The organism is [Clostridium] symbiosum ATCC 14940, from assembly GCF_000466485.1.
Lineage (GTDB): Bacteria > Bacillota > Clostridia > Lachnospirales > Lachnospiraceae > Otoolea > Otoolea symbiosa.
This window is the reverse complement of sequence record NZ_KE993022.1, coordinates 1-10,975: the sequence shown is the minus strand read 5'-3', so window position 1 is coordinate 10,975 and position 10,975 is coordinate 1. Positions and strand designations below refer to the sequence as shown.

The window sequence follows — 10,975 nt, the reverse complement described above, 5'->3', positions numbered from 1 at the left end:
GGAAGACTCAGCCAGCCCCCTCACCATACCGGACGCGTCCTCCGGGCCTTGGCTAAATCTCCATTATGCCTTAGCAGCTGCCTGTCCGAACTGTTACGCCAGACTTCACGGCAGAACAAAAAAGGTTGATTATTCTACTAAAAAGACGTATACTATCTTCGTATGTAGTAAAATTAGAATGATAGAAAATAATAAGGCAGAGACTACATAAGAATTAGAGGTGTGACATGGTAAATGAGACAATACTGGCGGTAATTATCGCATTTGTAATCAGCGCGATTCTGTGTCCGATAGTGATACCGTTTCTTCACAAACTGAAATTTGGACAGCAGGTCAGGGACGACGGCCCCCAGGCCCATCTGAAAAAGCAGGGAACTCCTACGATGGGAGGACTGGTAATTCTTTCAAGCATTATTATTACATCGCTCTTATACCTGAAAGATTATCCGAAGATTATCCCCGTCCTGTTCGTTACCGCAGGATTCGGCGTCATCGGTTTCCTGGACGACTATATAAAGATTGTCATGAAGCGTTCGGAGGGACTTAATCCCGGACAGAAACTCGCCGGGCAAATCATTATTACGGGAATCTTTGCGTATTATATTATTACGTCTGATGAGATCGGAACGCAGATGCTTATTCCGTTCACGGGGCAATACCTGGTTATGCCGGTCTGGCTTTTTGTTCCGGCACTTTTCTTTATCGTTCTGGGAACAGACAACGGTGTGAATTTTACCGACGGCCTTGACGGCCTTTGTACCAGTGTCACCATTTTGGTAGCTACCTTCTTTACAATTGTGGCTATCGGTGAGAACAGCGGCATCAGCCCGATTACAGGAGCCGTTGTGGGCAGTCTCCTGGGCTTTCTGCTGTTTAACGTATATCCTGCCAGGGTGTTTATGGGAGACACGGGTTCACTGGCTCTGGGAGGCTTTGTGGCATCCAGCGCGTTTATGATGCAGATGCCCCTTTTCATAGCCGTAGTGGGACTGATCTATCTGGTGGAAGTTCTGTCGGTCATCATACAGGTGACATATTTTAAGAAAACGGGCGGCAAGCGTATTTTCAAAATGGCTCCGATTCACCATCATTTTGAGCTTTGCGGATGGTCTGAGACAAGAGTCGTGGCCGTATTTTCGATTATAACGGCAATCCTTTGCCTTGTAGCTTACTTAGGATTATAGGAGGAATGGACGATGAGTCAAAAAGTATTAGTAGCAGGTTCCGGAATCAGCGGTATTGCAGCCGCAAAACTTCTTCTTGCCAAGGGCGGGGAAGTGGTGCTTTATGACGGAAATGATAAGCTGGATGCAGAGAAGATCAAGAAGAACTTTGATGAAGATGCAAAGGTATCTGTCGTTCTGGGGGAACTTAAGAGGACGGATCTGTTAGGTGTTGAGCTTTCAGTGATAAGTCCCGGTATTCCTCTGGACGCTCCTTTTGTAACCGTTTTGGACGAGGCGGGAGTACCTATCTGGAGCGAGATTCAGCTTGCATACCACTGTGCCAAAGGAAAGCTGGCAGCAATTACGGGAACTAACGGAAAGACGACGACAACGGCGCTGACCGGCGAGATTATGAGATCGTTTTATGACAGTGTTTTCGTAGTGGGAAATATCGGGGAGCCATATACGGCGCATGCTCTGGAGACGGAGGAGTCTTCCGTTACCGTGGCCGAGGTTTCCAGTTTCCAGCTTGAGACGATTATGGATTTCCGTCCCAATGTCAGCGCGATATTAAATATCACGCCGGATCACCTGGACCGCCACAAGACAATGGAATGCTATACGCAGGTAAAAGAGAGCATTACAAAGAACCAGAAGGACGGCGATACCTGTGTCCTCAATTATGACGATACCGTACTCCGGGAATTCGGTGAAACGCTCAAGATTAATGTGGTCTATTTCTCCAGCCGCGAGAAACTGAAAAAGGGCTACTATCTGGAAGACGGAAAGATTGTTTACAATGACGGCAGCAAGGTGACGGAGATTGTGGATATAAGTGAGCTGAAGCTGCTGGGGCGCCATAACCATGAGAACGTAATGGCGGCAGTCGCCATCAGCATGAATATGGATGTTCCGCTTGAAAAAATTCAGGAAGTGATCCGGAAGTTTGAGGCGGTGGAGCACAGAATTGAATTTGTTACCGAGCGCTTTGGCGTAAAATACTATAATGATTCCAAGGGTACAAATCCGGATGCGGCAATGCAGGCAATTAAGGCAATGCCCGGGCCGACGATTTTGATCGCAGGGGGCTATGACAAGCATTCCGAATTTGATGAGTGGATTGAAAGTTTTGATGGAAAGGTACGGTACCTCGTACTGATCGGACAGACCAGAGATAAAATTGCAGAATGTGCCAAACGCCATGGATTTACGGATATCATGTATGCGGAAGATCTGCTGGAAGCAGTCCAGGTATGTGCATCCTATGCAAATCCGGGCGATAATGTACTCCTTTCTCCTGCCTGCGCAAGCTGGGGACAGTTTAAAAACTTTGAGGAGCGGGGAACGAAATTTAAAGAATATGTAAGGGGCCTGTAACCATTTATCTCTTATTTTATAGTTGCTTTGTGGGCGGTGAAAAGGACGTTTATACGACTTTTCACCGTTTGGGCTTACCTTAGGGATGAGGAGTAGGAATTAATGCCTGATACGGGGAAAAAGAAGAAAAAGAAACCGCATCGATTTTATGATTACAGCCTGTTGTTCACAATCATTTTCCTGACTGTGTTCGGACTTGTAATGATCTACAGTGCCAGCTCCTATAAGGCGCAGCTCGATTATGATAATCCTGCGTATTTTGCAATCAGGCAGGCGGCGATTGCGGGCGGCAGTTTTGTTGTCATGTACATAGTCTCAAAGATTGATTATCACTGGTTTGCCAGGTTTGCCGTGCTGGGATATGCTCTTTCCTGGATTACCATGCTGCTCACCATGTTCAGCCCTCTGGGCGTAGCGTCCCACGGTAAAAAGAGATGGCTGAAGGTCGGGCCGGGCATGCTTCAGTTCCAGCCCACGGAGCTTGTAAAGATATCTCTGATTCTCTTTGTGGCGGTTTTCATAGCCGAGCTGGGAACGAGAATCAACAAACTCAGGCCGACGCTTGTTATCATTGGATTTTCTCTTCCTCTGGCTCTCCTGGTTACGGCGAATAACTTAAGCTCGGGTATTATTATCTGCGGTATCGTGTTTGTCATGCTTTTTGTGGCATGTAAAATCAAGTGGCCCTTTTTCGCCTGTGCCGGAGCCGGAGTGGGGCTGCTGGCCGCAGCTCCTTATATCGGCCATATACTGGTGAATATGCATATATTGAAGGATTACCAGCTGGGACGTATCAATGTGTGGAAGAATCCAATTATGTATTCACGTTCCGGCGGCTACCAGGTGCTTCAGGGTCTGTATGCCATCGGTTCCGGCGGATTATTCGGCAAAGGGCTGGGCGAGAGCCTCCAGAAGCTGGGATTTGTACCCGAGGCGCAGAATGATATGATTTTTTCTATTATCTGTGAGGAACTTGGTTTATTCGGGGCAATCTCCCTGATCCTGATCTTTATGTTTATGATTTACCGGTTCATGGTGATTGCGGGCAATGCCCCCGATCTTCTCGGCGCCATGATTGTAACGGGAGTAATGGCGCATATCGCCATTCAGGTTATTTTGAATATTGCCGTAGTTACCAACTCGATCCCCAACACGGGCGTTACACTGCCGTTTATCAGTTATGGAGGCACATCGGTACTGTTTCTGATGCTGGAGATGGGGCTGGTGCTTAGCGTATCGAACCAGATTAAGCTGGAGCAGTAGGGGACGGCGGTAAAACCGCCGTTTCACACCGAACCGTACACGGAATCAGATAAAAAGCTGCACAAAAGTTCATATTTCACATAGGATAGTATATAGAAGACAAATGGGAGGGGTTTTTCTTGTCTGCGATAGAGGTCCGGGGGCTGTGCCCGATAAAAGGTGAAATTACAGTGCAGGGTTCAAAAAATGCGGTTCTTCCGATGATGGCGGGAGCGGTTCTGAACAATGGCATAACGGTCATTAATAATGTCCCCAGAATACAGGATGTGTTCTGTATGATGGGGATACTTGATTCTCTGGGATGCAGCTGCGTCCTGGATGGGCACAGCCTGACGATTGACGCGGCAGGGCTGTCCCGTTTTTCCATTCCCAAGGCGGAGATGGAGAAGATGCGCTCTTCCATTATGCTGCTGGGAGCGCTTTTAGGCAGATGCAAAGAAGCCGAGGTTTATTATCCCGGCGGCTGCATGATAGGAAAACGTCCCATAGACCTTCATCTGATGGCCCTCGAAAAGATGGGAGCCAGAATCAGGGAAGGGCAGGGAGATGAGCCGCTCAGAGCCAGTGTACCGCGGCTGCGCGGAACGGTTGTCGATTTTCCGTTTCCCAGCGTCGGGGCGACTGAAAATGCGATTTTTGCCGCAGTGGCTGCTTCGGGTAAAACGGTTCTGAACGGATGCGCAAAAGAGCCGGAGATAGTGGAACTGTGCCGCTTTATGAATAACATGGGGGCTTCCGTCAGAGGAGTGGGCGGTGACGTGCTTGTGATCGAAGGCGGACTTCCCCTTCACGATTCCGAATTTACCGTAGGCGGTGACAGGATAGCCGGAGGAACATATCTTCTGGCTGCGGCAGGGGCCGGAGGGGAGATTCTCCTGACAGGCACAGGCAGCCAGGGATTAAAGACGGTCACATCGGTATTAAAGCAGATGGGGGCTGCCGTCTTCGAAGAAGAGGAGCTTATTTATCTCAAAGCTGCCGGCCGGCTGAGCGCGGCGTCTATCAAAACAGGGCCGTATCCGGGATTCCCTACGGATTTACAGTCGGTTATGATGGCTGTGATGAGCCGTGCGCGCGGAATCAGCACTATCGAAGAAAAGATTTTTGAAAGCCGCTTCAAAACGGCAAATGAGCTTCAGAAGCTGGGCGCCGAAATTGTCATCGAGGAAGATATCGCAAAAATCCAGGGCCGTCCTCTGCTGAAAGGGTGCGAGGTGAATGCCTGGGATCTGCGCGGAGGCGCCGCGCTGGTGGCGGCCGGCCTGATGGCCGAGGGAACTACGATCATCCAAAGCTGTGAATACATTATGCGGGGATATGAAGACATCTGCCGTGATTTATCCGGGATGGGGGCCTGCATCCGCTATATGGAGTGAGATAAAATTGCAGCGGCAGAACCGCCGGGCGGGAAGTAAACAGGAGGTGCACAGTTGAGAAGAGTGAATAAAAACAGAAAAAAACTGGTAACTGCAGGAATTTTTCTGACTGTGCTGCTGTTACTTGCCGTCCTTTTTTCTGTCAGGATTAAAAGCGTTACGGTGAGCGGTAACGAGAGATATACGGATGAGCAGATAGAAAGCATGATTTTTGATACAAAATTAAGCAAAAATCCCGTTTACTGCTATTATCAGTATCGTTTCCGTCCACATAAGACGATTCCTTTTGTGGAAGACTATAAAATAGTATTCAGAAGTCCTGTCAATGTGGAGATTATCACATATGAAAAAAGTGTGGTTGGATATGTTTCTTATATGAACAGCCTGATGTATTTCGATAAGGACGGTATCATTGTTGAGAGTACCAATGATAAGCTGCCGGGAATTCCGATGATCAGCGGGCTGCGCTTCGGCCAGATTGTTCTGCACAAACCGCTGCCTGTGGAGGATGCCAGAATTTTTGACGAGATTCTGAATCTGACCCAGGTTCTTGAGATGTATGATATAAAGGCGGAGCGGATTCATTTTAACAGCCAGCGGGAAGCAACACTTACCGTTGGAGAGCTGCAGGTGGAGCTGGGAAGCAATGTCCAGATGAACGGAAAGATATCGGAACTGAGGGATATTCTCAATACGTATTCAGCGCTTGACGGAACATTATACCTCGATACGTATGATGAAACCAATTCAAACCCATCATACCGTTTTGAACAGGATGATTAAAAGACGGGCCGCTAAAAACATACAGGATAAACGATTAAAAGGATCCGACAAAAACAAAATAAGTAATATTTTATGAAATTCACAGTTGATTTTTTACGGAAAATCAAATATAGTATTAGATAGACTAGATTTTGATAACCCAGAACAGAGATGGATTATTGTAGCTGTTCAGACAGGTCAGCGCATTTGCTGTGCTGACCGTGCAAAAGGTAGTGGCAGCGAGCATCCGGCTCATCGCGCAGCGATTTAATTAGCGGATGCCGTAACAGTTCATGCCTGTCTGAACTGTTACGGATTATTGTAGCTGTTCGGCAGCAGTAATAAAGGTAATGTATACAGGCGCCGTCGGCTGCGGATTATAAAGATAAACAAGATCAGATGGATAAGTGAAGGAGGAACTATCTTGTTAGAGATTAAAATAAATGAATCAGAGAATTCTGCCAGAATCATAGTAATCGGTGTTGGCGGAGCGGGAAATAATGCAGTAAACCGCATGATTGAAGAAAATATTGCAGGTGTTGAATTTATAGGAATCAATACGGACAAGCAGGCGCTGCAGTTTTGTAAGGCTTCTACAGCGATGCAGATCGGTGAAAAGCTGACCAAAGGACTGGGAGCAGGCGCTAAGCCGGAGATTGGCGAGAAAGCAGCGGAAGAGAGCCAGGAAGAGCTGGCACAGGCACTGAAAGGTGCAGATATGGTATTCGTAACCTGCGGTATGGGCGGCGGCACAGGAACAGGTGCGGCTCCGGTTATTGCCAGAATTGCAAAGGATATGGGAATCCTGACGGTAGGCGTTGTGACCAAGCCGTTCCGCTTTGAAGCCAAGACACGTATGGGCAATGCCCTTTCAGGAATTGAAAAGTTAAAAGCCAATGTAGATACTCTGATTGTAATACCTAACGATAAACTCCTTGAGATTGTAGACCGCCGTACCACGATGCCAGACGCCCTTAAGAAGGCGGATGAGGTGCTTCAGCAGGCCGTTCAGGGTATAACCGATCTGATCAATGTTCCGGGCCTTATCAACCTGGACTTCGCCGATGTGCAGACTGTTATGATTGACAAGGGTATCGCACATATCGGTATTGGACATGCCAAGGGTGACGACAAAGCGATCGAAGCCGTTAAACAGGCTGTGGCAAGTCCTCTGTTAGAGACAACCATCGAAGGCGCAAGCCACGTTATTATCAATATTTCCGGTGACATCAGCCTGATCGAGGCTAACGACGCTGCAACTTATGTGCAGGAGCTGGCAGGAGATGATGCCAATATTATCTTTGGCGCCATGTTTGATGAGAATGCACAGGATGAAGCAACCATCACAGTCATTGCAACCGGTCTGGATGCCCATGGGGTTAACACGCCTGTATCAAAAGCCATGACTGAGTTTACAACGCCTTTCAAGGCAAAACCGGCAGCCTCCTTTGCTCCTCAGGGAGCGGGCAGGGAAACGGCCGCAACATCCACACCAACCTATAAGGCGCCTACTTACAGGGCACCTTCCGCAGCCGTACCGCAGCAGCCCAAGGCTCCTGCTCAGCCGTCCACGCCGGTACAGCCATACCGTCCGATGCAGAGAGAAACCCAGATTAACATTCCGGATTTCCTGAAAAATAAGAAATAATTATCGGTCCGTATAAAATAAACAGCAGAATTTAGAGCATCCTGGCCGCAGTGCATGAGCGCTGCGGCTCTTTTGGTGTAATAACAGATTTCCCTCTCCTATTCGACATTTTCTAATGAAATCCAACAATATACTGAAGACAAAAAAAGAGGCAAAAACCCGCAGAGCAGGTTTCTGTCTCTTTTTTTACGTTTTTCAGCAGTGCAAGGCGCTGCGTCATTTATTAAGAGAGCCTGTAACCAAAAGGAGAACGGCAAAAATCAGGAACGATTCCTTGCTGGAAAGGCCGGGAACCTCCATACGCAGTTCATTTCGAAATATGACGATCAAAAACAGGAATTAACTTTCCGGATTTGACAAAAAACACAAGCCCGGGAATTTATAATGACTACTGTCAGGTCAGAGTCCGGCTTGAATGCGCTCCTGAAAATGGTTTCGGGGGAAATTTGCAGACCGGATCACAGTACCGTCAGACAGAGGGGTGAGATACTTTACGGTGACATACAACGTTTATGCGGATGTGGTGTTGGCCAACAATTTTACAATAGATTTTTTGCTTCTCACGGTTGTAAAAAAAGTGATGAAGCTGGAGACACGAAAGGGAGGAATATTTCTGGCCAGCATGGCGGGAGCTTTTTACGCGCTGGCTGTGACCATTTTTCCCTTTCCTGTTTTTTTTCTCCAGTCAATTGTTACATATTGCGCGGCCAGCGCACTGATGACGGCTCTGGCATTTAAGTTTAAGGATCTGAGAGCGCTTCTCAGAATTGTGGCAGGCCTGTATCTGTCCGCAGTGATACTGGCAGGTTTGATGGAACTGTTCCGGGCCGGCGGCTTCTATACCTCTATCTATCTTTATGCGGCGGCAGTGGGATTCAGTATCATTTTAACATTGTATCTGTGGAGGATGGTATCGGAGAGCGCGGCGGGCAACGGTCATTTATACAAAGTCCTGATAGAGTATCAGGGCAGAGAGGCCAGCTTTACTGGGTTTCTCGATACGGGCAACCGGCTGACAGAGCCTTATACGGGGAATCCGGTCAGCGTCATATCGGCTGCCAGCTGTACGGAGCTGTTCGGGACCGTTAATGCGGTTATATTCGTCCCCTTCCGGTCGGTCGGAAAGGACAGCGGGATTTTACCGGCTGTCAGGGCAGACAGGATGGAGATTGAAAAAGAAGGACAGAAAAAAATCATAGAAAAACCGTATATCGCAATATCGGAAGAGAAACTGTCACAGAATGATTCCTATCAGATATTGCTGAATGAAAAGCTTTGGGTATAAAAAGACCGGATGTCCCAAGATTAAAAATCTTCATGCAAGCAAGCTTGCATCAGATTTCCAACCTTTTGACCCTGGTATCATGTAATGAGAATATGAGAATAAAAAAGATATGGTTATTAAGGAGGAAAGAAACCATGGTTATAAAGTTAGCAGTACCAAATCAATTCCGTCTCAAGATGGTTCCGACATTTAAATCTGTTTTTCTTCAGAAAGAGGGCGAAGTCCATTATATTGGCGGTGCAGATATTCTTCCGGCTCCCTTAGGCAGCAAGGAGGAGGCCGAGGTCCTGAAGGAACTGGGAACGGAAAGGGATGCCCAGGCAAAATCAAAGCTGATTGAACATAACCTCAGGCTTGTAGTCTACATAGCCAAGAAATTTGACAATACCAGCGTCGGCGTGGAGGATCTGATTTCCATTGGTTCCATCGGACTTATCAAGGCAATCAATACCTTTAATATTGACAAGAACATCAAACTTGCCACCTATGCGTCACGATGCATCGAAAATGAAATCCTGATGTATTTGAGGCGGAACAATAAGACGAAGATGGAGGTATCCATCGATGAGCCGCTGAACGTGGACTGGGATGGCAATGAACTGCTGCTATCCGATATTCTGGGCACGGATGAAGATGTTATATACCGGGATTTGGAAGATGAGATAGAGAAAAGTCTTTTAAACACGGCTATAAGCAGGCTGAATCCGAGAGAACAGAAAATTGTGGAGCTGCGCTTCGGTCTGGGAACGGAGAATGAGGATGAGATGACACAGAAGGAGGTAGCCGACCTCCTCGGTATCTCCCAGTCCTACATCTCCAGGCTTGAAAAGAAAATTATGAAGCGGTTGAAAAAAGAAATCGTGAAATACGAGTAGAAACCCATCCGATAAAAGCAGGTATCAGTGTTCCGGCGATAAGGTACAGCGGCCAGAGTTCATGGGAGAATCCGGTCGGGAAACCGGCCAGATTCTCGGGAACCGATCTGAGCCAGAATTTGGCGTAGGCATAGTCTACAAATTTGAACACGGCAAAATGAATTGCCATAATCTCAAAGGAGTAGCGCCCCAGAAATGACAGGAATTTAGATGCCGCTCCTGATTTTTCCATCAGCGTTCCAAGTGAGAGACAAAAATAGATTCCGATCAGCGAGATGACGTAGAACCATAAGCCCGGTATCACCATTCCGTCAAGCAGAATATAAATTCCCAGCTTTGCGTTGATGAAATACAGGATACCGGCGCTGATGACACATCCGTACCAGGTGGTGTATTTCTTAAAGCCGGAACAGCAGCAGCGCAGCAGGTAGGCAAAAAAGTAGATGGGAACGACGACAAAGGAAGCATGCAGGTTATAGGCAATTCCCACCTTTCTCATGTTCAGGAATACTCCTGCGGCGCCGACGGCGGCACATGCAAAGCCAATCAGCCATACCTTGAGTCCCGGCCTTCCGATTCGTTTTGAAACGGTACGGCCGAACCAAACGGTACCGCCGAACAGGCCGGATGCAGCCAGCCAGGCGGGAACAAACCAAAGCGCTCCCTGTGCCGGTTCCGAACCGGTAAAGGAGATATTTGTACAAATCTGAGCCAGCATCTTTGTATGATTATACAGCTCCTGGTTCTGATACAGCCCCCGGCTTACAAAGAAATTGTGGAGCAGCACGAAGCAGGAGGTATAAAAAACGTATCGGGGCCATGTTCCGGCAAAGCGGTTGCCGAAAAAGGCAAAGGGAGCATCCCCGTATTTCTTTTCGCTGTACAGGTAGCCGGAGACGAAGAAAAACAGCGCCAAATGGAAGAGATAGACAAAGCCTACGGCAAAATAACAGCTGTGTCCGAGAACGATCGCAATGATGCCGATTCCTTTTACAATATCCCAGTAGGGGGAACGTGATTGTGTGGTTGGATTCATAAAATAGTTACTCCTTTAGTTGTTTAATCTCAAGTATCGGTTCAGGTTCCTGGCTGATTTGTGATACAGCCTTAAAGAATATCATATTATCCAGTATAAAATAAGCGGGGAAATGTGTCAATCGAGTAGATTGGTGATACGTTGTTATCTGGGGATTTAGTTAAGCAGGTGAGGACGCCGCCGGAAC

General features: G+C 47.6%; 10 protein-coding genes. 9 read left to right on the top strand and 1 reads right to left on the bottom strand.

What is annotated here, in order from left to right:
• From CLOSYM_RS23255 to sigE, 9 genes are all read left to right on the top strand, one after another.
• A partial coding sequence (locus CLOSYM_RS23255; protein ID WP_207638263.1) for a hypothetical protein occupies positions 1-211 on the top strand: 211 nt, incomplete at its 5' end.
• 16 nt (positions 212-227) lie between these two features.
• Complete coding sequence (gene mraY / locus CLOSYM_RS19625; protein WP_003503618.1) at positions 228-1,184, top strand: phospho-N-acetylmuramoyl-pentapeptide-transferase; 957 nt, start codon at positions 228-230, stop codon at positions 1,182-1,184.
• A gap of 12 nt (positions 1,185-1,196) precedes the next feature.
• A complete protein-coding gene (gene murD / locus CLOSYM_RS19620; RefSeq protein ID WP_003503620.1) occupies positions 1,197-2,543 on the top strand; it encodes a UDP-N-acetylmuramoyl-L-alanine--D-glutamate ligase in 1,347 nt (448 codons plus the stop codon).
• Positions 2,544-2,645: 102 nt separating this feature from the next.
• Positions 2,646-3,806, top strand: coding sequence for an FtsW/RodA/SpoVE family cell cycle protein (locus CLOSYM_RS19615; RefSeq protein ID WP_003503622.1), 1,161 nt, complete (start codon positions 2,646-2,648; stop codon positions 3,804-3,806).
• 119 nt (positions 3,807-3,925) lie between these two features.
• On the top strand, positions 3,926-5,182 hold the full coding sequence (gene murA, locus CLOSYM_RS19610) for a UDP-N-acetylglucosamine 1-carboxyvinyltransferase (RefSeq protein WP_003503624.1): 1,257 nt from the start codon (positions 3,926-3,928) through the stop codon (positions 5,180-5,182).
• Positions 5,183-5,236: 54 nt separating this feature from the next.
• The gene (locus CLOSYM_RS19605; RefSeq protein WP_044902968.1) at positions 5,237-5,965 is read left to right on the top strand and encodes a cell division protein FtsQ/DivIB; all 729 of its coding nucleotides are present in this window, start codon (positions 5,237-5,239) and stop codon (positions 5,963-5,965) included.
• A 403-nt stretch (positions 5,966-6,368) separates the two neighbouring features.
• The gene (gene ftsZ, locus CLOSYM_RS19600; protein WP_003503628.1) at positions 6,369-7,592 is read left to right on the top strand and encodes a cell division protein FtsZ; all 1,224 of its coding nucleotides are present in this window, start codon (positions 6,369-6,371) and stop codon (positions 7,590-7,592) included.
• 496 nt (positions 7,593-8,088) lie between these two features.
• Complete coding sequence (locus CLOSYM_RS19590; RefSeq protein WP_021643488.1) at positions 8,089-8,877, top strand: sigma-E processing peptidase SpoIIGA; 789 nt, start codon at positions 8,089-8,091, stop codon at positions 8,875-8,877.
• A 134-nt stretch (positions 8,878-9,011) separates the two neighbouring features.
• On the top strand, positions 9,012-9,752 hold the full coding sequence (gene sigE, locus CLOSYM_RS19585) for an RNA polymerase sporulation sigma factor SigE (RefSeq protein ID WP_003503632.1): 741 nt from the start codon (positions 9,012-9,014) through the stop codon (positions 9,750-9,752).
• Here the strand turns inward: sigE and CLOSYM_RS19580 are convergent.
• On the bottom strand, positions 9,712-10,788 hold the full coding sequence (locus CLOSYM_RS19580) for an acyltransferase family protein (protein WP_003503633.1): 1,077 nt from the start codon (positions 10,786-10,788) through the stop codon (positions 9,712-9,714). The two genes, sigE and CLOSYM_RS19580, sit on opposite strands and share 41 nt — an antisense overlap.
• Between the last annotated feature and the right edge of the window lie 187 nt (positions 10,789-10,975).

Coding starts and splice junctions, on each gene's coding strand:
- mraY (WP_003503618.1), top strand. CDS start 228: ATGGTAAATGAGACAATACTGGCGGTAATTATCGCATTTGTAATCAGC.
- murD (WP_003503620.1), top strand. CDS start 1,197: ATGAGTCAAAAAGTATTAGTAGCAGGTTCCGGAATCAGCGGTATTGCA.
- CLOSYM_RS19615 (WP_003503622.1), top strand. CDS start 2,646: ATGCCTGATACGGGGAAAAAGAAGAAAAAGAAACCGCATCGATTTTAT.
- sigE (WP_003503632.1), top strand. CDS start 9,012: ATGGTTATAAAGTTAGCAGTACCAAATCAATTCCGTCTCAAGATGGTT.
- CLOSYM_RS19580 (WP_003503633.1), bottom strand. CDS start 10,788: ATGAATCCAACCACACAATCACGTTCCCCCTACTGGGATATTGTAAAA.